The following is a 22053-nucleotide window of genomic DNA, read 5'->3' as shown; positions in this document are numbered from 1 at the left end:
AAGCCAGGTAACGGACACGGCATCTGCCAGATCACCTTCCCCCATCGGGTGTTCTGGTAGATGCCGTTTTTATTGGACGAAGCTTTTCTGCAGGCAAAGAAAAACCCGGCCTGAGCCGGGTTTTTCATGACGCCTGAGCCTATTACTGGGCTTGGGCTTCTACTTCAGCTTCAACGCGACGGTTGATAGCGCGACCTTCTTCGGTAGCGTTGTCAGCAACCGGGCGGGACTCGCCGTAGCCTACGGAGTTAACGCGGTCAGCGCCTACGCCGTACTGGTTGACCAGCACGTCACGAACAGCGTTTGCACGACGCTCGGACAGCTTCTGGTTGTAAGCGTCAGTACCGACGGAGTCAGTGTGACCTTCAACGGTGGTGCTGGTTTGCGGGTACTGGTTCATGAAGTCAGCCAGGTTCTTGATGTCACCGTAGCTTTCTTGCTTGACAGCAGCCTTGTCGAAGTCGAATTTCACGTCCAGTTCGACGCGAACGACTTGCGGAGCTTCTTCAACGACCGGAGCCGGTGCTGGAACTGGCTCTGGAGCCGGCTCGGTTACCTGAGCAACCTGACGGGTGCTGCCACCGAAGTTCAGACCGACACCCACGCCGGCTTGCCACTCGGTGTCACCCTTGTCGATGTTGTACAGAGCTTCAACGCCGGCACGAGCGTACAGCATCTCGGTGAAGTAGTACTTCGCGCCGCCACCAACGATGGCCAGGGTGGAAGTGTCACGGCCGCCTTTGTTGGCGTCGCCGATGCTCTGATGGCCAACGCCGCCGGAAACGTACGGACGCAGACCTACACCCGGCTGGCCGAAGTGGTAGAGGGCTTTCAGATCAGTCAGGTTGCCCTTGATGTTCTTGCTGCCAGCAGCGCCTTCGCCACGCAGGTCATGGTACTCGCCGTACGACAGAGCCAGCTCGACGTCGTCGGTCAGGTAGTAACCAACGCTTGCGCCGAACAGGTTGCCTTCGTCGTGAGCGAAGTCACGCTGAACGTCGGTGAAGTAGCGGTTGGCAAAGCCTTCCACCTCGACAGCGCCTTGGCCTTGAGCCAGCACGCCCATGGAGGTAGCGGCTACCAAGGAGCCAATGACTACGCCTAAGGTGTTTTTCAGTTTCATCCGTTAAATCCCCATCTATGAGTGATTGATCCGCATGCAGGTAGACATGCGAGTCTGCGGTAAGTTTAACAAAACTTACCTTTGCCAGCTAAAGCTTGCCCCGAACTAACTTTCGGTAATACCTGCAAACTTTTCCCGCAATCGGTCCAACGCGCGCTTGTAGCGCATCTTGGTAGCGCTGAGTCCCATGTGCATGATGTCAGCGATCTCCTGAAACTCCAGCTCCGCGACAAAACGCAACACCAGAATTTCCCGGTCGATCGGGTTCACATGCACGAGCCAGCGATCCAATCCGCCTCGATCCTCTATCTTTGGCGCCTTCTCTTCCGACGCCTCCTCCAGAGGATCCAAACTCAGCGCATCCATCAAACGACGTTTGCGACGCTCCTTGCGGTACTGAGTGATGCATTCATTGTAAGTAATGCTATAGAGCCAGGTCTTGAACTTCGATTTACCCTCGAAGTTTTTCAGCCCATAAAGAACCTTGAGCATCACTTCCTGACAGACATCATCGGCATCTCGATCGTTCCCTAAATATCGCGCGCACACATTGAACAATGTGCGCTGGTAACGCCGCATCAATTCTTCGTAAGCACGCGTGACATGGAACAGCTCATCATGGGCACGCGCCACCAGCTCCTCGTCGGAGAGCTCGCGTGGGTCATAGCGCAGTGACGGTGATTGGGGTGCGTTCAAAGCAGGTCGGGCCAACGGTCAGGACGAAAACAGCCAGCGCCTGTTGGAGCAGGCCGCTGGCTGGGCGCATAGGGTAGCAGAAATGCCCCTTAGCGGCTGCTTACCCGCTGCTCGAGCAGCACGCGGTTGGAGAGCGAGACGAGCTCGCCGGAGTCCGTCAGCACTGTGGTCTTGACCGTGCCGATCTCCTCGATCTGGCCCTCGACGCCACCCACTTCGATTTCCTGGCCGACCTGGTACAACTCGCGCACGTAGATACCGGCAAGAATCTGGCTGGCCAGCTCGCGGCTGCCCAGGCCCAACGCCAGTGCCACCGCCAGGCCGACGGAAATCAGCACGATGGCTATGACGTTGTTGAGCAGGTCGGTCTTGACCTCCAACTGGCCGATGGCCACGGAGATGCTGATGATGATCACCAGGCCCTGGGCCAATCGCGCCAGGCCGTGGGCGTAATCCAGCCCAACGCCTTCGGCGGCGCCACGCACCAGGCCGCTGAGCAGATGCCCCAGCAGTACACCGGCCAACAGGATCAGCGCTGCGCCAAACACCTTGGGCAGATACAGAGCCAGCACGTCCAGGGTGGCGGACACGCGCTCCAGGCCCAGCGACTCGGCAGCAGAGACCAGGAATATCAGCAGCACGAACCAATAGACGATCTTGCCGATCAGCGCGGAAACCGGCACCTGGAAGCCCGCGCGGCCGAGGATCTTGGTCAGGCCGGTCCCGGCCATCAGGCGATCCAGGCCCAGCTTGCCGAGCAGCTTGGACAGCAGGGTGTCGAGCAGCTTGGCGACGATGAAGCCCAGCAGCACCAGCACCAGCGCTACGAACAGGTTGGGAATGAAGCTGGCGACTTTCGTCCACAGCGCCGTCATTGCGGCGACCAGGCTATGAGTCCAGGGATCGAGTTCCATTTCATTGCGCCTTATCGGAAGAACGAGCAGACGCACGGCGGCGTGACACCGGTGCGACATGGGAAGAGCCATTGTTGAGGGCGATCATCAGGGCGCTGGCCCAATGCCCCATCAGGCCGAACAGGTCGCCCGCACCTACCTGGCGGTTGGCGGTTTTCAGCACTCGGTTCAGGCAGGCATCGTCGTCGCGCGCAGGCGACGACGGTGCTTTCAACAGATCACGCAGAGATTCTTCGAATGGATCGTGCATGGCAGACCTCACAGAACGTCTCCGCTAGACGCAGCGCTTGCCGGGCGAGTCACATCACACCCAGCGCAGACGGCGGAACAACAGCCACTGGCCCAAGCCAATCAGCACCATCAGCAGGCACGCGACCAGAAACCCATAGGGGCTCTGGGCGCCGGGAATGCCGCCTACGTTGATGCCCAGCAGGCCGGTAACGAAGCTCATGGGCAGGAAAATGCAGGTAATGATGCCGAAGCGGAACATGATGTGGTTCATGCGCACGTCGAGCCGGCGATTCTCCGTCTCCAGCAACAGGCCGATGCGCTCGCGCGTCAGTTCCAGTTCCTCGAGGTAGCGCAGCAGCCGGTTATTCAGCTCGTTCCAGTACAGACTGTCTTCGTGGCTCAGCCAGGGCAGTTGACTGCGGGTGAGCTGCGCGTAGATATCCCGTTGCGGCGACAGAAAGCGGCGAAGACCCGCGGCGCGGCGCCGGATATGCAGCAGCAGGCCGTGATCGGGCAAGGTGCGCTCGTTGCCATCGACCTTTTCTTCCTGTTCATCGACCAGGTCGGAGAGACCGGTCACCAGATCCTCGACCTTGTCGGTGAGGTAATCGCTGAGCTGCAGGATCAGCTCGGAGGGATTTCGCGGCCCTTTACCGGCCTGCAGCCGTTCGATCAGATCCTCGGTGGCACGCAGCGGGCGCAGGCGCAGCGAGATCACCCGCTGCGCGCCGGCGGAAATGCGCACCGAAACCATGTCCTCGGGTTCGGCGCCGGGGTTGAGGTTGACGCCACGCAGGAACAGCAACAACTCGTCGTCGGGCAGCGGCAAGGCACGCGGACGGGTATTCTCCTCGAGCAGCAGGTCGCAGGCGAACTCGCTCAGACCACTGTCGCGGCGCAGCCAGCTCTGGGTCTGCGGATGACTGCGATCCCAGTGCAGCCACAGGCTCTGCCCCTCCTCGAGCTGTAGTCCATCGAGTTGCTCGCGTGCCACTGCCTGTGCGCCGCCCTTGCCATCCAGCACGAAGCCGTGTACCAGCCCCCACTGCGCGTTGTCTTCCTCGTACATCCATACCCCTCGATGACTGCCAGGCCGACGCCTGCTTACTCGGTTTGCAGCGCCTGCGGTGAAACGATGATGCCGTTGTTGTCGGCGTACAGGTACTCGCCAGGGCGGAAGGTCACGCCACCAAAGCTGACCACCACATTCAGGTCGCCCAGGCCGCGCTTCTCGGTTTTCATCGGATGACTGCCCAGCGCCTGTACGCCGAGGTTGGTCTGCGCCAGCACGTCGACGTCGCGCACGCAGCCGTAGATCACCATGCCTTCCCAGCCATTGTTCGCCGCTTTCTCGGCGATCATGTCGCCAAGCAGCGCACAACGCAGCGAGGCACCGCCATCGACCACCAGCACCTTGCCGGCCCCAGACTGATCCGCCTGGGATTTGACCAGGGAATTGTCCTCGAAGCATTTGACCGTGACGATCTGCCCGGCGAACGAATCGCGACCGCCGAAGTTGCTGAACATCGGCTCCACGACGCTGACCAGTTCCGGGTTGGCGTCACACAGATCGGGCGTGCTGTAGTGCATGGCGAAACTCCTGATGGGTGTTCGAAGCCTGCAGCATAGCGTTATCGGGCGCGCCTCGAACACTCTCGGCAGCGCCCCTTCACTATCGCATCACGACACGGCAACGATGGCCGGCTCCTGCGCCTCGCGCGGCGGCGACTGGCGCTCGCCTTCGAGCCAACGGCGAACCAGCGGCCAGACTTCGCTCTGGGCAGGCTTGCTGACCAACATCTGCACATGATCGTACTCGTGCTCGAAACCCTGCCCTCGCCCCAGATTGACGAACTCGCGATCGACCGAGGCGAATCGTTCGAACAGGGCGCGACAGGCCTCGGGCGGGCACTCCCGGTCAGCGTCGCTGGCCACCGCGAGCAGCGGCACCGTGACCGCTTGCAGCCCGGCCCACCAGTCGTGCTCGGCGTCGCCGAAACGCCCGAAAAGGCGATGCCAGCGCAGGGTTTCCAGGGCGATGCCAATCGGCTCGTCCTCGGGCCCACGCTTGAGACGCGCCCCAGAGAGCACCGCGAAGCGCTTGATCACCAGGCGCGCGATCCACTCGACGGGCGGCACCTTGAGTATCCAGTGACGGCGGCTGATCTCGGCCCCGAACAGGCCCAGGCTGGCAATGCCGGCCTGTGGTAAATGACCGCCCCCCAGTGCTGCCGCCAGCGTCAGGCCGCCCAGCGAATGACCCAGCCAATGGGCCGGCGCCGGATTCTGCTCGGCGACGAACGCGGCGATCGCCGGCAGATCGTAGCGGGCGTAGTGCGCCACACAGTTATCCCGATAAGCCTGGTTGCGCGGCGACAGGCCATGGCCGCGCATCTCGGCAATCCACACATCGAAGCCGGCACGCACCAGATAAGGCGCCAGGCCGATGCCGCCGGGCGAATACCAGAACCGTCGGTTGGAAAAACTGCCATGCAGCAGGATCACCGGTTCGCCGCGCGCCTCTTCCTGCCCAGCGAGCCCGAGGCGGGTCAGGGCCAGCTCAACGCTGAAATCCGGGCTGTTGCCCGGTTTGAGGCGGTAGACATCTTCACTCAGGTCACCCCGTAGCTCGGCACTCATCAGCGCTACGGGAAACAACTCACTGCTGCTTTGCATCTTCTTCGCTCTGACACAACAGATTGTCCGCCGCTGGGGTTGCCGGTGGCAGACACCAAAATTCAAAACCTGGCGACACGATCGCCATCGCCGCCTGTGGGCTTGGCGCCCGCACAGCGGCACAAAAAACTTCCGGGAGAAGTTTTTGACGTCGCTTGCGACGGCCCGAAGGGTGGCCGCCAGGGATGGCAGGTCACAAAAAAGGGCAGGTAGAACCTGCCCTCGGGTCACTCTGCAAACCAGACCGATCAGTTGGGCTGGGCTTCGGCCAGGAAGAACCAGGTTTCCAGTACCGAATCGGGGTTCAGGGAAACGCTTTCGATGCCCTGCTCCATCAGCCAGCGCGCCAGGTCCGGGTGGTCCGACGGCCCCTGGCCGCAGATGCCGATGTACTTGCCGGCCTTGTTGCAGGCCTGGATGGCGTTGGAAAGCAGCTTCTTGACTGCCGGGTTACGCTCGTCGAACAGGTGCGCGACGATCCCGGAATCGCGATCCAGCCCCAGAGTCAGCTGGGTCAGGTCGTTGGAGCCGATGGAGAAGCCGTCGAAGTATTCGAGGAACTCTTCTGCGAGAATGGCGTTGGACGGCAGCTCGCACATCATGATGACCTTGAGGCCATCCTGACCGCGCGCCAGGCCGTTCTCGGCGAGCAGATCGACCACCTGTTTGGCTTCGCCCAGGGTACGCACAAAGGGCACCATGATCTCGACATTGGTCAGGCCCATCTCGTTGCGGACCTTCTTCAGCGCCCGGCACTCGAGCTCGAAGCAATCACGGAACGATTCGCTGATGTAGCGCGAGGCGCCGCGGAAGCCCAGCATCGGGTTTTCTTCTTCCGGCTCGTACAGCTTGCCGCCGATCAGGTTGGCGTATTCGTTGGACTTGAAGTCGGACAGGCGCACGATGACCTTCTTGGGCCAGAACGCCGCCGCCAGGGTGCTGATGCCTTCCACCAGTTTCTCGACGTAGAAATTCACCGGATCATCATAACCGGCGATGCGCTTCTCGACGCTTTCCTGGATTTCCGGTGGCAGGCCGTCCATGTTCAGCAGCGCCTTGGGGTGCACGCCGATCATGCGGTTGATGATGAACTCCAGGCGCGCCAGGCCGATACCGGCGTTGGGCAGTTGGGCGAAATCGAAGGCGCGGTCGGGGTTGCCTACGTTCATCATGATCTTGAACGGCAGCTCGGGCATGGCATCGATAGAGTTCTGGCGCACGTCGAAGCCCAGCTCGCCCTCGAAGATGAACCCGGTGTCGCCTTCGGCGCAGGACACCGTCACACCCTGGCCGTCACGCAGCGCATGGGTGGCGTTGCCGCAACCGACCACGGCCGGAATGCCCAGCTCGCGGGCGATGATCGCCGCGTGGCAGGTCCGCCCGCCGCGGTTGGTGACGATGGCGCTGGCGCGCTTCATGACCGGTTCCCAGTCCGGGTCGGTCATGTCGGATACCAGTACGTCGCCGGGCTGGACCTTGTCCATCTCGGACACGTCGTTGATCACGCGAACCTTGCCGGCGCCGATTTTCTGGCCGATGGCGCGGCCTTCGACCAGCACGGTACCTTTTTCCTTGAGCAGGTAGCGCTCCATAACGGTGGCGCTGGCGCGGCTCTTCACGGTCTCCGGGCGGGCCTGAACGATGTACAGCTTGCCGTCATCACCGTCCTTGGCCCACTCGATGTCCATCGGGCGGCCGTAGTGTTTCTCGATGATCATGGCCTGCTTGGCCAGCTCGCTGACTTCGGCATCGCTCAGGCAGAAACGCGCGCGGTCGGCGCGGTCGACATCGACCACCTTGACCGACTTGCCGGCCTTGGCTTCGTCGCCGTAGATCATCTTGATCGCCTTGCTGCCCAGGTTGCGACGCAGGATCGCCGGGCGGCCGGCTTCCAGGGTCTGCTTGTGGACATAGAACTCGTCGGGGTTGACCGCGCCCTGCACCACGGTTTCACCCAGGCCGTAGGCGCCGGTGATGAACACCACGTCGCGGAAGCCCGATTCGGTATCGAGGGTGAACATCACGCCGGCGGTGCCGGTTTCCGAACGCACCATGCGCTGCACGCCTGCGGACAGGGCGACCAGCTTGTGGTCGAAGCCCTGGTGCACGCGGTAGGCGATGGCGCGGTCGTTGAACAGCGAAGCGAAGACTTCCTTGGCCGCACGGATAACGTTCTCCACGCCGCGGATGTTCAGGAAGGTTTCCTGCTGGCCTGCGAAGGAGGCATCGGGCAGGTCTTCGGCGGTGGCCGAGGAACGCACGGCCACGGCCATGTTGTCGTTACCGCCCGCCATGGCGGCGAACGCCGTGCGAATCTGCTCGTTGAGCTCGGCCGGGAACTCGGCGTCCATCACCCACTGGCGAATCTGCGCGCCGGTCTTGGCCAGGGCGTTGACGTCGTCGACGTCCAGGGCGTCCAGCGCTTCGTGGATCTGCGCGTTCAGACCGCTCTGCTCGAGGAAGTCGCGATAGGCCTGGGCGGTCGTGGCGAAACCACCGGGTACCGAAACGCCAGCACCCGCCAGGTTGCTGATCATCTCGCCGAGGGAGGCGTTCTTGCCCCCTACATGCTCGACGTCATGATTGCCGAGCTTATCGAGGGAAACTACGTACTCTGCCAAGGTGATCTCTCCACTTCAGTGTTGGAAAAGCTCATGGGCTGGAAACGCCGTCGGCATGCGCCGGGTGGACAATGGCCTGGCCCTGGAAAATAAGTAACAATGCAAACCCATCAGGGCCGGCAAAAAACCGACCTATCATAGCCAAGATTCGTTCCCAGCTTATAGGCCATTTGCGCAATGACTCGAACCGCGTACTTCATCTCCGACGGCACCGGTATCACCGCGGAGGCTCTGGGGCAAAGCCTGCTGGCCCAGTTCGACACCATCGGCTTCACCAAGCTCACGCGGCCCTATGTCGACAGCGTCGAAAAAGCGCGCGCCATGGTACAACAAATCAATAATGCCGCCGACAGAGACGGCGCCAACCCGATCGTCTTCGCCACCATCGTCAACCAGGAAATCCACGACATCCTGGTCGAGTCCCGCGGTTTCATGATCGACATCTTCTCGACCTTCCTGGCGCCACTGGAGCAGGAACTCGCTTCCCACTCCTCGTACTCGGTGGGCAAATCCCACTCGATCAGTGGCAATACCAACTACATGGAGCGCATCGAGGCGGTCAACTTTGCCCTCGACAACGACGATGGCGCGCGCACCCATTATTACGACAAGGCCGACCTGATCCTGGTGGGCGTGTCGCGTTGCGGCAAGACCCCGACCTGCCTGTACATGGCCATGCAATACGGTATTCGCGCCGCCAACTACCCACTCACCGAAGACGACATGGAGCGCCTGCAGCTGCCAGCCTCGCTGAAAAAATACCGCGAGAAGCTGTTCGGCCTGACCATCGACCCCGACCGCCTGGCGGCGATTCGCAACGAGCGCAAGCCAAACAGCCGCTACGCCAGCTATGCTCAGTGCGAATTCGAGGTGCGCGAGGTGGAAAGCCTGTTCCGCCGCGAATCGATCAACTTCATCGACTCCACCCATTTCTCGGTGGAAGAGATTTCCGCCAAGATCCTGGTGGAAAAAGGCGTCGAGCGACGCTTCAAATAACCGCCCCCTGAGGGACCTGCCATGACGCTGTCCGATGCCGTGCTGTTCGCCCCGCTCGCCTTTCTGATCGCGTTGACGCCAGGCCCCAACAACTTCTGCGCGATGAACAACGGCATCCGCCATGGCATCGGCGCGGCCCTGGTAGCCACCACCGGGCGCGTAGCGGCATTCATCATCTTCCTGAGCATTTCCGCGGTGGGCCTGGGCGCCATGCTACTGGCCTCGGAAACCGCCTTCACGGTGATCAAGTGGGTCGGCGCGCTGTACCTGCTGTACCTGGGCATCAGCGCCTGGCGCAGCCGGGAATTCAGCGGCCTGGAGCTGGAGGGCGCAGTGCCGGCCGTGCAGCCGCAGCGGCGGGTGTCGCGCCTGATGCTGCAGGAGTTTCTGATCGGCATCAGCAACCCCAAGGCCATTCTGCTGTTCGCGGCAGTGTTCCCGCAGTTCATCAAACCGGGCGAGCCGGCGACCGAGCAGTTCATCTACCTGGGCGCCACCTACCTGCTGGCCGAATACGCAGCCTCGCTGGTCTATGCCCTGTTCGGTCGACAGATCCGCCGCTTCATTCGTACCCGGCGAGGCGCGCAGCGCCTTAACCGCACCACGGGCGCCTTCTTCATGGGCGCGGGTGGCCTGCTGATCAGCACCACCCAGCATTGAATGGCCGCCGGTGCTAGGGTCTGTCTGAAAAGTCTCCGAGCGAAGGTCAGGCGAGGCAAAAATCGGTGAGGAAGCGGAGTTTACGAGCTGTAAATGAGCATTCCGAACCGATTTTTAACGAAGCATCACCGAGCGCAGGTACTTTTCAGACAGAGCCTAGGCCGGCACCCGCACCCAGCCCTCCATGAGAATCCGCGCACTGCGACTCATGATCGCCTTGGTGACCACCCAGCCGCCGTCGACCAAGCCCGCTTCGGCGCCAACACGCAAGGTGCCGGAGGGATGCCCGAAGCGCACCGCCTGGCGCTCACCGCCGCCCGCCGCCAGGTTGACCAGCGTGCCCGGCACCGCCGCCGCTGCGCCGATGGCTACCGCACAGGTACCCATCATGGCGTGATGCAGTTTGCCCATGGACAGCGCACGCACCAGCAGGTCGACCTCGCCTGCTTCGACCGTCTTGCCACTCGATGCCCGGTAGCTTTTCGGCGGGCTGACGAAGGCTACTTTGGGCGTGTGCTGGCGGGTCAGCGCCTCCTCGGCGCTCTTGATCAGCCCCATGCGCAGGGCACCTGCCACACGAATCTGCTCGAAACGCGCCAGTTGTGCCGGGTCCGCATTGATGTCCTCGCGCAGCTCGGTGCCCTGGTAGCCGATATCCTCGGCATTGACGAAAATGGTCGGAATGCCCGCCGCGATCAGCGTCGCCTTGAAGGCCCCGATACCGGGCACGTCGAGGTCATCGACCAGATTGCCGGTAGGAAACATCGAGCCGCCCTCCTCGCCGTCGTCCGAGGGATCGAGAAACTCCAACACGATCTCCGCCGCCGGGAAGGTCACACCGTCCAGTTCGAAGTCGCCGGTTTCCTGCACCTGGCCATTGCTGATCGGCACGTGGGCGATGATGGTTTTGTGAATATTGGCCTGCCAGATGCGCACCACGCAGGTGCCGCTCTCGGGAATCCGTGAAGGGTCGACCAAGCCGGCATGAATGGCGAAAGCACCGGCGGCGGTAGACAGGTTGCCGCAGTTACCGCTCCAGTCGACGAACGCCTTGTCGATGGACACCTGGCCGTAGAGGTAATCCACATCGTGCTCGGGCCGGGCGCTTTTCGACAGGATCACGCACTTGGAGGTGCTCGACGTAGCCCCGCCCATGCCGTCTATATGCGCCGAATACGGATCGGGGCTGCCGATCACCCGCATGAACAGCTGATCGCGGGCCTCGCCGGGCAGCTGGCAAGGCTCGGGCAGGTCCTGCAGACGAAAGAACACGCCCTTGCTGGTGCCGCCACGCATATAGGTGGCGGGGATTTTCACTTGCGGCAGATAAGCCATGGATGCGGTCCTTGAAAATGGCCTGGATGCAATCCGGGCATGTGGTAATCGTTTTCCCGGATTGGCTGTAGGGTGGATCGGGGCGCGTAGCTGGCACTTTTTCCATTCATCGTGGAGATGCCGGTGGTGGATCGGTAAAGCGCGATCCACCCTACGCAGTCACGCCACCGCGCCGTCGAGGAAGTCCTTGGCGAAGCGCTGCAGCACACCGCCGGCTTTGTACACGCTGACGTCCGCCGCAGTATCCAGGCGGCAGGTCACTGGCATCCGGACCATCTCGCCGTTGCGGCGGTTGACCACCAGGGTCAGCTCGCCGCGCGGTGCGATATCGCCCTCGATGTCATAGGTTTCAGTGCCATCGAGCCCAAGGGTCAACCTCGTCGTCCCAGGCTTGAACTCCACCGGTAGCACGCCCATGCCCACCAGGTTGGTGCGGTGAATGCGCTCGAAGCCTTCGGCGACGATCACCTCCACGCCCGCCAGGCGCACGCCCTTGGCCGCCCAGTCGCGGGAGGAGCCCTGGCCGTAGTCGGCGCCGGCCACGATGATCAGGTTCTGCTTGCGGTTCATGTAGGTCTCGATGGCCTCCCACATGCGCATCACCTTGCCCTCAGGCTCGACACGAGCCAGCGAGCCCTTTTTCACTTGCCCGTCGACTACGACCATTTCGTTGACCAGTTGCGGGTTGGCGAAGGTGGCGCGCTGGGCGGTCAGGTGGTCGCCCCTGTGAGTCGCGTAGGAGTTGAAGTCCTCCTCCGGCAAGCCCATTTTCGCCAGATACTCGCCGGCGGCCGAGTCCGCCAGGATGGCGTTGGACGGAGACAGGTGGTCGGTGGTGATGTTGTCCGGGAGGATCGCCAGGGGCAGCATGCCCTTGAGCGTGCGCTCGCTGGCCAATGCACCCTCCCAGTACGGCGGGCGGCGGATGTAGGTGGACGCCGGCCGCCAGTCGTACAGCGGGCTTTCGGCCTCCTGCACGCTGCCCAGGTCGAACATCGGGATGTAGATCTGCTTGAACTGCTCGGGCTTTACCGACGCGGCAACGATGGCATCGATTTCCTCGTCGCTCGGCCATAGATCCTTGAGGGTAATCGGATTGCCCTGCGCATCGTTGCCCAGCGCATCCTGCTCGATGTCGAAACGCACGGTGCCGGCGATGGCGTAAGCCACCACCAGCGGCGGCGACGCCAAAAACGCCTGCTTGGCGTAGGGATGGATGCGCCCGTCGAAGTTGCGGTTCCCTGAGAGCACGGCGGTGGCGTACAGATCGCGGTCGATGATTTCCTTCTGGATCACCGGGTCCAACGCGCCGGACATGCCGTTACAGGTTGTGCAGGCGTAGGCGACGATGCCGAAACCGAGCATTTCCAGCTCCGGCAGCAAGCCGGCCTCTTCAAGGTATAGCTTGGCGACCTTGGAGCCCGGCGCGAAGGAGGTTTTCACCCAGGGTTTGCGCACCAGGCCCAGCGCGTTGGCCTTCTTGGCCACAAGGCCGGCTGCGACCACGTTGCGCGGATTGGACGTGTTAGTACAACTGGTGATGGCGGCGATGATCACCGCGCCATCGGGCATAAGCCCCTGGGCTTCCTCGCCCTTGCCGGCCTGCAATTTGGCTTCGTCAGCGATGCCACGCTCAGCCAGCGCCGAGGTGGGTAGGCGCCGATGCGGGTTGCTCGGGCCGGCCATGTTGCGGCCCACGCTGCCCAGGTCGAAGCGCAGCACACGCTCGTACTCGGCGCCTTCCAATGCGCTGCTCCACAGCCCTAGGGTCTTGGCGTAATGCTCGACCAGCGCCACCTGCTCCGGCTCGCGGCCGGTGAGCTTGAGGTAGTCGATGGTCTGCTCGTCGATGTAGAACATCGAGGCGGTGGCACCGTATTCCGGACACATGTTGGAGATGGTCGCGCGGTCGCCGATGGACAGGCCGTCCGCGCCCTCACCAAAAAATTCGACCCAGGCGCCCACCACCCGCTCCTGGCGCAGGAACTCGGTCAGCGCCAGTACGATATCGGTGGCCGTGATGCTGGGCTGGCGTTTGCCAGTGAGTTCGACGCCGACGATATCCGGCAGGCGCATCATCGACGGGTGGCCAAGCATCACCGTCTCGGCTTCCAGGCCGCCGACGCCGATGGCAATCACGCCCAGCGCATCGACATGCGGGGTGTGCGAGTCGGTACCGACGCAGGTATCGGGAAAGGCGATGCCGCCGCGCGCCTGGATCACCGGGCTCATTTTTTCGAGGTTGATCTGGTGCATGATGCCGTTGCCGGCCGGAATCACGTCGACGTTCTTGAACGCGGTCTTGGTCCAGTCGATGAAGTGGAAGCGATCCTCGTTACGGCGATCCTCGATGGCGCGATTCTTCTCGAAGGCGTCCGGGTCGAATCCTGGCGCCTCGACGGCTAGCGAATGGTCGACGATCAACTGGGTCGGTACCACCGGGTTGACCTTGGCCGGGTCACCGCCCTTGTCGGCGATGGCGTCGCGCAGGCCGGCCAGGTCGACCAACGCGGTCTGCCCGAGAATGTCGTGACAGACTACGCGCGCCGGATACCAGGGAAAATCCAGATCGCGCTTGCGATGCACCAGTTGCTCCAGGGAAGCGGTCAAATCCTGCGGGTCACAACGGCGCACCAGTTGCTCGGCGAGCACGCGCGAGGTGTAGGGCAGCTTCGCCCAGGCGCCGGCCTGGATCGCCTCGACGGCCTCACGAGCATCGAAGTAATCCAGTGCGGTGCCGGGCAGGCGCTTGCGGTATTGGCTGTTCACGGTTTCGGTCATGTGGCTTTTCATAATTATCAGGGGCGATCCTTGAGCGGCACGAACTTCAGGTCCTCAGGGCCTGTGTAGTTGGCGCTCGGGCGGATGATCTTGCCGTCGATGCGTTGCTCGATGACGTGGGCGGACCAGCCGGCGGTACGAGCGATGACGAACAGCGGGGTGAACATGGCGGTGGGCACGCCCATCATGTGGTAGCTCACGGCGCTGAACCAGTCGAGGTTGGGGAACATCTTCTTGATGTCCCACATGATGGTTTCCAGGCGCTCGGCGATATCGAACATCTTGTTGTTGCCCTGCTCGGCCGACAGCTCGCGAGCCACTTCCTTGATCACCTTGTTGCGCGGGTCGGCAACCGTATAGACCGGATGGCCGAAGCCGATCACCACTTCCTTGCGCCCTACCCGCTCGCGGATATCGGCCTCGGCGTCGTCCGGGCTGTCGTAGCGTTTCTGCACCTCGAAGGCCACTTCGTTGGCGCCGCCGTGCTTGGGCCCGCGCAGCGCACCGATACCGCCGGCGATGGCCGAGAACAGGTCCGAGCCGGTGCCGGCGATCACCCGGCTGGTGAAGGTCGAGGCGTTGAACTCGTGCTCGGCGTAGAGAATCAGCGAAGTGTGCATGGCGCGCACCCAGGAATCTCGCGGCGCAGCGCCGTGCAGCAGGTGCAGGAAATGTCCGCCGATGGAGTCGTCGTCGGTCTCCACCTCGATGCGCTTGCCGTTGTGACTGAAGTGATACCAATAAAGCAGCATGGAGCCCAGCGACGCCATCAGCCTGTCAGCGATATCCCGCGCCCCTGGGTGGTTGTGGTCGTCCTTCTCGGGCGCCAGGCAGCCGAGCACCGACACGCCAGTGCGCATCACGTCCATCGGGTGGGCCGAAGGCGGCAATTGCTCGAGCGCCACCTTCAGCGCCGCCGGCAGGCCTCGCAGTGCCTTGAGTTTGGCCTTGTAGGTCGCCAGTTCGGCAACCGTCGGCAGCTTGCCATGCACAAGCAGATGGGCGACCTCCTCGAATTCGCAGGTGGTGGCGACATCGAGAATGTCGTAACCGCGGTAATGCAGGTCATTGCCGGTGCGGCCCACGGTGCAAAGGGCAGTATTGCCAGCAGCGGTGCCACTGAGGGCGACGGATTTCTTCGGTTTGAAGCCGGGTGCGGAGGTGTCGGTGGCGCTCATCAGTTTCTCCTTGTTGTTATGGGCGAGCCGCAACGCAGCCCGTCAGGCAATCACTTCTTGGCGGCGAACAGCGCGTCGAGCTTCTGCTCGAAGGCGTGATAACCGATGCGCTCATACAACTCGGCGCGGGTCTGCATCTGCTCGACCACGTCCTGCTGGTGGCCGTTCTGGCGAATCGAGGTGTAAACGTTTTCCGCCGCCTTGTTGGCCGCGCGAAAAGCCGACAGCGGGTAAAGCTGGATGGCCACGCCGACCGAGGCCAGCTCGTCGCGGGTGAACAACGGCGTGGCGCCGAACTCGGTGATGTTGGCCAGTACCGGCACCTTTAGCGCCTCGACGAAACGTTGGTAGGTCGGCAGGTCATAAGCTGCTTCGGCGAAGATGCCGTCGGCGCCCGCCTCCACATAACGCAGGCAACGCTCGATGGCGGCGTCCACGCCCTCGGCCTGGATGGCGTCGGTACGGGCGATCAGGAAGAAATTCGGGTCGGTCTTGGCATCGGCGGCAGCCTTGACGCGGTCCACCATCTCTTCGCAGGAGACGATCTCCTTGCCCGGCCGGTGACCACAGCGCTTGGCACCCACCTGATCCTCGATATGGGCCGCCGCAGCACCCGCCTTGATAAGGCTCTTGATGGTGCGCTCGATATTGAAGGCGCTCGGCCCGAAGCCAGTGTCGATGTCGACCATCAGCGGCAGGTCGCACACATCGGTGATGCGCCGCACGTCGATCAGCACGTCTTCCAGGGTGTTGATGCCCAGGTCCGGCAGCCCCAGGGAGCCAGCCGCCACACCACCGCCAGACAGGTAGATCGCCTTGAAGCCGGCACGTTGGGCCAGCAACGCATGGTTGGCGTTGATCGCGCCGATCACCTGCAGCGGTTTTTCTTCGATGAGGGCCTGGCGGAAACGCTGGCCTGCAGAAAGCTGGGTCATGAATCACCTCGGGTCTTGGAAGGTTTGGCAAGCGCCGCCTGCCCGGCCTGGGCCAGATAATGACGCTCGATATTGCGTTTGGACGCGCCGATGTGACGGCGCATCAGCAGTTCGGCCAACTCACCGTCGCGATCGGCGATGGCGTCGAGAATGCGGTGGTGTTCGGCAAAGGCCTGGTGCGGGCGATTGGGTGTGGCGGAGAACTGCAGGCGATACATGCGCACCAGTTGATAGAGCTCGTCGCACAGCAGCTTGGCCAAGGTGCGGTTGCCGCTGCCCTGGATGATCCGGTAATGGAAGTCGAAATCGCCTTCCTGCTGGTAGTAGCCGACACCGGCCTGAAACGCCGCGTCCTGCTCGTGCAGGTCGAGCACCCGGCGCAGGTCGTCGATCTCGGCTTGGCTCATGCGCTCGGCCGCCTGCCGACAGGCCATGCCTTCCAGGGATTCGCGGATTTCGTACAGCTCGATCAGTTCGGCATGGCTGAGCGATACCACCCGGGCGCCGACATGGGGAACGCGCACCAGCAGCTTCTGCCCCTCCAGCCGGTGAATCGCCTCGCGCAGCGGCCCACGGCTGATGCCATAGGTGCGCGCCAGCTCCGGCTCGGAGATCTTGCTGCCCGGCGCCATCTCGCCACGCACGATAGCCAGCTGGATCTGCCGAAAGACGTTTTCGGCCAGGGTTCCGACGTCTTCCTCAGCGACACCCTCAACGGCATCCAACATATTGTCGACACTCTTATCGTTTGATCTTCAGATAAATCCATATCTGAAGAAAATTCAAGCCTTCCTGTCGACAATGTATTTTCAAGATGGGCCTTTTCGTCAACCTCGTCAGCCACGGAACATTCGATGCGAACGGCACCATTCACACCTGCAGATAGTCTGTCGAGCGCCTGTGGCACGCCACACAAGCGACTGTCAGCACCTTTGCAGCCCATGCTAGACTTCGCCTCATTTCGCCCACGGGCCGCTGCTGCAGCGGCTGGTAGGCCGTCTTCAATGGCGCATGGATCGTCCCATCGCTTCATCTACTCAAGGACCCATGAGACTTCATTTCCTGACTACCTTGCCCTGCTTGCTGGCGCTGTCTTGCCACAGTATCGCGGCGGACAAAACCATCTACGGCCTGAACGAACACGTCAGCCTCGACATCGACGTGGAAGTGGCCGCCAAACTCGACACCGGCGCCCAGACCGCCTCGCTCAGCGCCCGCGACATCGAGCGCTTCAAGCGTGACGGCGAACGCTGGGTGCGTTTCTACCTGGCCATCGACGATGCCCACGCGCATCCCATCGAGCGCCCGCTGGCACGCATCAGCAAGATCAAGCGCCGTGCCGGCGACGTCGACGAAGACGATGAGAAGACCTACACCGCCCGCCCGGTCATCGAACTGGACGTGTGCATGGGTAACGTCAAACGCCAGATCGAAGTGAACCTTACCGATCGAAGCGCCTTCCAATACCCGCTTTTGATCGGCTCCGACGCGCTCAAGCGCTTCGATGCGCTGGTCGACCCCAGCTTAAAATACGCAGCAGGCAAGCCTGACTGTTCCAACGCAAAATCCGGCGAGTAATCACCATGCGCTCTCTTACCCTGCATCTGAAAATCCTGATCACCATTCTGGTGAGCCTGGGCGTTCTGATTACGGCCTATCAGATTTTCATCCTCGGCATTCCGGTCAGCAGTGACGAAACCGACGACCTCTGGAACATCGACACCCGGGTCGAATTCCAGGCCAATGGCCGCGATCCGATCAAGCTGCAGATGTTCGTACCGCCGTTGAATCAGGACTACGTCAGCCTCAATGAAAGCTTCATCTCCAACAACTACGGGGTGAGCGTCAACCGTGCCGATGGCAACCGCAAGGTGACCTGGTCGGCGCGCCGCGCCAACGGCAAGCAGACCCTCTACTACCGTCTGGTACTGACCAAGCGCTACAGTGGCGAGCAGGCCAAGCCGAAGGGCCCGATCTTCCGCGACAGCATCCCGGTCGAAGGCCCCGAGAAGATCGCCGCCGAGGCATTGCTGGCGCCGATCCGCCAGCACTCGGCGGACGTCGAGACCTTCATCAGCGAGACCATCAAGCGCGTCAACAACAGCAACGACGACAACGCCAAGCTGCTGCTCGGCGGCGATGCCTCGACCACCAAGAAGGCCCAGGCCGTGGAGCTCTTGCTGTCCATCGCCCACGTACCGATGGAGCGCGTACACACCATCCGCCTGGCCGCCGACATCCAGCAGAGCCCGGAGCTGTGGCTGCGCAGCTTCAACGGCGACCGCTGGCTGTACTTCAACCCGGAAACCGGCGAGCAGGGCCTGCCGGCCGACCGCCTGGTCTGGTGGACCGGTGACGAGCCGCTGGTTAGCCTCGATGGCGGCCGTCAGGCCACCACTACCTTCACGCTCAACAACAGCGAGATGAACGCCATTCGCCTCGCCCAACTGACCGACGAGAACACCGACGCCGACTTCCTCGAGTACTCGCTGTACGGCCTGCCGCTGCAGACCCAGCAGACCTTCATGATCATGGTGATGATCCCCATTGGCGTGCTGGTGATCCTGATCCTGCGTAACCTCGGCGGCCTGCAGACCCTGGGTACCTTCACCCCGGTGCTGATCGCCCTGGCCTTCCGGGAAACCCAGCTGGGCTTCGGTATCTTCCTGTTCACGGTGATCACTGCGCTCGGCCTGTCCCTGCGCTCCTATCTGGAACACCTGAAACTGCAGATGCTGCCACGGCTCTCGGTGGTGCTGACCTTCGTGGTGGTGCTGATCGCCACCATCAGCCTGTTCAGCCACAAGCTGGGGCTGGAGCGTGGCCTGTCGGTCGCCCTGTTCCCGATGGTGATTCTGACCATGACCATCGAGCGCCTGTCGATCACCTGGGAAGAACGCGGCGGCAGCCATGCCTTCAAGGTCGCCATCGGCACGCTGTTCGCCGCGACCATCGCCCATCTGCTGATGACCGTACCGGAACTGGTGTACTTCGTGTTCACCTTCCCGGCGATCCTGCTGATCCTGGTGGGCTTCATGCTGGCGATGGGGCGCTACCGCGGCTACCGCCTGACCGAACTGTTCCGCTTCAAAGCCTTCCTGAAGGACTAAGACCATGTTCGGCCTGATCAAGACGTGGAAAGCCCTTGAGGCCAAGGGCATCATGGGCATCAACCGCCGCAACGCGGACTACGTGCTCAAGTACAACAAGCGCCACCTGTATCCGATCGTCGATGACAAGATCATCACCAAGGAACGGGCCATCGAAGCCGGCATTCACGTGCCGGAAATGTACGGGGTGATCTCCACCGAAAAGGAGATCGACAACCTCGACAAGATCATCGGTGAGCGCAGCGATTTCGTCGTCAAGCCGGCCCAGGGCGCCGGTGGCGACGGCATCCTGGTGATTGCCGACCGCTTCGAGGATCGCTTCAAGACGGTGTCGGGCAAGATTGTCAGCCACTCGGAAATCGAGCAGCAGATTTCCAGCATCCTCTCGGGCCTCTACTCCCTGGGCGGCCACCGCGACCGCGCACTGATCGAGTACCGGGTAACGCCGGACAGCATCTTCAAGAGCATCAGCTACGAAGGCGTGCCGGACATCCGCATCATCGTGCTGATGGGCTACCCGGTGATGGCCATGCTTCGCCTGCCGACCCGCCAGTCCGGCGGCAAGGCCAACCTGCACCAGGGCGCCATCGGTGTTGGTGTGGACCTGGCCACCGGCGTGACGCTGCGCGGCACCTGGCTGAACAACAAAATCACCAAGCACCCGGACACCACCAACGCGGTAGATGGCGTGCAACTGCCCAACTGGGACGGTTTCATGAAGCTCGCCGCTGGCTGCTACGAGCTGTGCGGCCTGGGCTATATCGGTGTCGACATGGTGCTGGACCAGGACAAGGGCCCGCTGATTCTCGAGCTCAACGCCCGCCCCGGCCTGAACATCCAGATCGCCAACGACTGTGGCCTGACCCATCGCGCCCACGCGGTGGAAGCTCGTCTGGAAGAGCTGAAAGCCAAGGGCATTCAGGAAAACGCCGAAGAACGTACGCGTTTCTCGCAGGAACTGTTCGGGCACATTCCGCCGGCGCAAATCTGACCCAGCGACCTGCTGCCGGCCACCCGGTAGCAGGCTCTCGCTCCGCTGTGCAGCCGCACCCCGGTCGCCGCGCAGATTTGTTACCATCGCCCTCTATCATCCACACGTCTCGGAGCCCGCAATGGATCTCGATCTGGACAGACTCAACGCCGAATTCGCCAATCAGCCGCAAAAGCTGATCGAGTGGGCGATCGGCCTGGGCAAACCCGCGATCTGCACCACCAACTTCCGCCCGTTCGAAGCGGTGATCCTGCACATGGTCAGCCAGGCCAAGGCCGATATCCCGATCGTGTGGATGGACAGCGGTTACAACACCGAGGCGACCTACAAGTTCGCCGACGAGGTCACCCAGCAGCTGGGCCTGAACCTGATCACCTACCTACCCAAGCGCAGCCGCGCCCACCGCGAAGCCATCGACGGCCCGACGCCAGGTCTGGACGATCCGCGCCATGCCGCATTCACTGAAGAAGTGAAGCTCGAGCCCTTCGCCCGAGCCCTGCGCGAGACCGCCCCAGGCGTCTGGTTCACCGCACTGCGCGCCACCGACACCGCGGTTCGCGCGCAGATGCAGCCGGTGAGCATCAACCCGGACGGCCTGATCAAGGTCGCGCCGCTGCTGCACTGGTCCTCCAAGGATCTGTACCAGTACCTCACCGCCCACGGCCTGCCGAACAACTTCGACTACTTCGACCCGACCAAGGGCGAAGACAACCGCGAGTGTGGCCTGCACCTGAGCCACTGATATCCCGGCTCGAAAAAATGGCGCCTTGTGGCGCCATTTTCGTTTCTGCCGTGTCGATCAGTGAAACGGCAGCTTGACGTCCTTGAACAGCTCTTCGAGCTCGACCTTGTTGTGGCACTGTACGGCCTTGGCCAGCACGTCACGAGTCAGGTGCGGAGCGAACGTCTCGATGAAATCGCACATGAAGCCGCGCAGGAAAGTGCCGCGGCGGAAACCGATGCGCGTCACGCTGGACTCGAACAACTCGCTGGCGTCGAGCACCACCAGGTCCGGATCCAGCTTCGGATCGACCGCCATGCCGGCCACGATGCCAACGCCCAGGCCCAGACGCACGTAGGTCTTGATCACGTCGGCATCGACGGCGGTGAACACCACCTTGGGCGTCAGCCCGCGGTGACTGAACGCCTCATCGAGCTTGGAGCGACCGGTGAAACCGAAGGTGTAGGTGACGATCTCGTGCTCGGCCAGGGCTTCGAGGGTCAGCTTCGGCAGTTTGCTCAGCGGATGGCCCTGGGGCACGATCACACAGCGATTCCAGCGGTAGCACGGCATCATCACCAGGTCGTTGTAGAGCTCCAGACCCTCGGTAGCGATGGCGAAGTCGACGGTGCCGTCAGCGGCCATTTCGGCGATCTGCATCGGCGTGCCCTGATGCATGTGCAGAGCGACTTCCGGGTACTGCTTGATGAAGCTGCTGATCACCGGCGGCAACGCATAACGTGCCTGAGTGTGGGTGGTGGCGATGGACAGCGTGCCCTTCTTCTCGTTTGAGAACTCCTGGGCTATCTGCTTGATGCTTTCGACCTTGCGCAGTATCTCGCCAGCGGTATTGATGATCCGCTCACCTGCTGGCGTGACACGGGTCAGGTGCTTGCCGCTACGGGCGAAGACTTCGACGCCGAGCTCGTCTTCGAGCAGGCGGATCTGCTTGCTGATCCCCGGCTGCGAGGTATACAAGCTCTGCGCCGTGGCGGAAACGTTGAGGTCATGGTGCGCGACTTCCCAGATGTAGCGCAGTTGCTGAAGCTTCATATAAATCCCTCAAAGCGGATAGGCCGCCGCCT

Annotated in this window: 20 protein-coding genes; 6 read left to right on the top strand and 14 right to left on the bottom strand. The window is 62.4% G+C overall.

Annotation, left to right across the window (positions count from 1 at the left end):
* Positions 1-142: 142 nt before the first annotated feature.
* The 8 genes from BVH01_RS09420 to ppsA all read right to left on the bottom strand — a co-directional run bounded on the left by BVH01_RS09420 (position 143) and on the right by ppsA (position 8261).
* Positions 143-1123: an OmpA family protein gene (locus BVH01_RS09420; RefSeq protein WP_074888455.1), complete on the bottom strand. Its 981-nt coding sequence runs from the start codon at positions 1121-1123 to the stop codon at positions 143-145.
* A 105-nt stretch (positions 1124-1228) separates the two neighbouring features.
* The gene (gene sigX / locus BVH01_RS09415; protein ID WP_075930079.1) at positions 1229-1819 is read right to left on the bottom strand and encodes an RNA polymerase sigma factor SigX; all 591 of its coding nucleotides are present in this window, start codon (positions 1817-1819) and stop codon (positions 1229-1231) included.
* Positions 1820-1908: 89 nt separating this feature from the next.
* Positions 1909-2733, bottom strand: a complete 825-nt coding sequence (locus tag BVH01_RS09410; protein WP_075930078.1) for a mechanosensitive ion channel domain-containing protein — start codon at positions 2731-2733, stop codon at positions 1909-1911.
* A gap of 1 nt (position 2734) precedes the next feature.
* Positions 2735-2983: a CrfX protein gene (locus tag BVH01_RS09405; RefSeq protein WP_075930077.1), complete on the bottom strand. Its 249-nt coding sequence runs from the start codon at positions 2981-2983 to the stop codon at positions 2735-2737.
* A gap of 54 nt (positions 2984-3037) precedes the next feature.
* Complete coding sequence (locus tag BVH01_RS09400; protein ID WP_075930076.1) at positions 3038-4033, bottom strand: CorA family divalent cation transporter; 996 nt, start codon at positions 4031-4033, stop codon at positions 3038-3040.
* 35 nt (positions 4034-4068) lie between these two features.
* Positions 4069-4554, bottom strand: coding sequence for a ribonuclease E activity regulator RraA (gene rraA / locus BVH01_RS09395; RefSeq protein WP_075930075.1), 486 nt, complete (start codon positions 4552-4554; stop codon positions 4069-4071).
* A 90-nt stretch (positions 4555-4644) separates the two neighbouring features.
* A complete protein-coding gene (locus BVH01_RS09390) occupies positions 4645-5640 on the bottom strand; it encodes an alpha/beta fold hydrolase (RefSeq protein WP_075930074.1) in 996 nt (331 codons plus the stop codon).
* A 248-nt stretch (positions 5641-5888) separates the two neighbouring features.
* A complete protein-coding gene (gene ppsA / locus BVH01_RS09385; RefSeq protein WP_075930073.1) occupies positions 5889-8261 on the bottom strand; it encodes a phosphoenolpyruvate synthase in 2373 nt (790 codons plus the stop codon).
* A gap of 177 nt (positions 8262-8438) precedes the next feature.
* On the opposite strand from ppsA, the gene BVH01_RS09380 reads away from it, so the two are divergent.
* Together BVH01_RS09380 and BVH01_RS09375 are read left to right on the top strand one after the other, a co-directional pair.
* Positions 8439-9257, top strand: coding sequence for a pyruvate, water dikinase regulatory protein (locus tag BVH01_RS09380; RefSeq protein WP_075930072.1), 819 nt, complete (start codon positions 8439-8441; stop codon positions 9255-9257).
* A gap of 21 nt (positions 9258-9278) precedes the next feature.
* Positions 9279-9917, top strand: coding sequence for a LysE family translocator (locus BVH01_RS09375; protein WP_075930071.1), 639 nt, complete (start codon positions 9279-9281; stop codon positions 9915-9917).
* 156 nt (positions 9918-10073) lie between these two features.
* On the opposite strand, the gene prpF is transcribed toward BVH01_RS09375, so the two are convergent.
* From prpF to BVH01_RS09350, 5 genes are all read right to left on the bottom strand, one after another.
* Complete coding sequence (prpF, locus tag BVH01_RS09370) at positions 10074-11252, bottom strand: 2-methylaconitate cis-trans isomerase PrpF (RefSeq protein ID WP_075930070.1); 1179 nt, start codon at positions 11250-11252, stop codon at positions 10074-10076.
* A gap of 159 nt (positions 11253-11411) precedes the next feature.
* Positions 11412-14021, bottom strand: a complete 2610-nt coding sequence (gene acnD / locus BVH01_RS09365; RefSeq protein WP_168177285.1) for a Fe/S-dependent 2-methylisocitrate dehydratase AcnD — start codon at positions 14019-14021, stop codon at positions 11412-11414.
* A gap of 29 nt (positions 14022-14050) precedes the next feature.
* Complete coding sequence (gene prpC, locus BVH01_RS09360; RefSeq protein WP_075930069.1) at positions 14051-15211, bottom strand: 2-methylcitrate synthase; 1161 nt, start codon at positions 15209-15211, stop codon at positions 14051-14053.
* Positions 15212-15261: 50 nt separating this feature from the next.
* Entirely contained in the window at positions 15262-16146 is an 885-nt protein-coding gene (prpB, locus tag BVH01_RS09355; protein ID WP_075930068.1) for a methylisocitrate lyase, read from the bottom strand.
* Positions 16143-16874, bottom strand: a complete 732-nt coding sequence (locus BVH01_RS09350) for a GntR family transcriptional regulator (RefSeq protein ID WP_075930067.1) — start codon at positions 16872-16874, stop codon at positions 16143-16145. The genes prpB and BVH01_RS09350 overlap by 4 nt, the downstream gene beginning before the upstream one ends.
* Positions 16875-17193: 319 nt before the next feature.
* Here BVH01_RS09350 and BVH01_RS09345 point away from each other — a divergent pair, with 319 nt between their 5' ends.
* From BVH01_RS09345 to BVH01_RS09330, 4 genes are all read left to right on the top strand, one after another.
* Positions 17194-17724, top strand: a complete 531-nt coding sequence (locus BVH01_RS09345; protein WP_075930066.1) for an ATP-dependent zinc protease — start codon at positions 17194-17196, stop codon at positions 17722-17724.
* A 5-nt stretch (positions 17725-17729) separates the two neighbouring features.
* Positions 17730-19256 (top strand): inactive transglutaminase family protein, encoded by a 1527-nt coding sequence (locus BVH01_RS09340; protein ID WP_075930065.1) that lies wholly within the window; start codon positions 17730-17732, stop codon positions 19254-19256.
* 4 nt (positions 19257-19260) lie between these two features.
* Positions 19261-20247, top strand: a complete 987-nt coding sequence (locus BVH01_RS09335; RefSeq protein WP_075930064.1) for an alpha-L-glutamate ligase-like protein — start codon at positions 19261-19263, stop codon at positions 20245-20247.
* Between the two features lie 121 nt (positions 20248-20368).
* A complete protein-coding gene (locus tag BVH01_RS09330) occupies positions 20369-20989 on the top strand; it encodes a phosphoadenosine phosphosulfate reductase family protein (protein WP_075930063.1) in 621 nt (206 codons plus the stop codon).
* A gap of 57 nt (positions 20990-21046) precedes the next feature.
* Here the strand turns inward: BVH01_RS09330 and cysB are convergent, their stop codons facing one another.
* A complete protein-coding gene (gene cysB / locus BVH01_RS09325; protein WP_075930062.1) occupies positions 21047-22021 on the bottom strand; it encodes an HTH-type transcriptional regulator CysB in 975 nt (324 codons plus the stop codon).
* Positions 22022-22053 lie beyond the last annotated feature (32 nt).

This window comes from Pseudomonas sp. PA1(2017) (assembly GCF_001945375.1).
Taxonomy (GTDB): Bacteria; Pseudomonadota; Gammaproteobacteria; order Pseudomonadales; family Pseudomonadaceae; genus Aquipseudomonas.
This window is presented reverse-complemented; position numbering and strand designations above follow the sequence as displayed.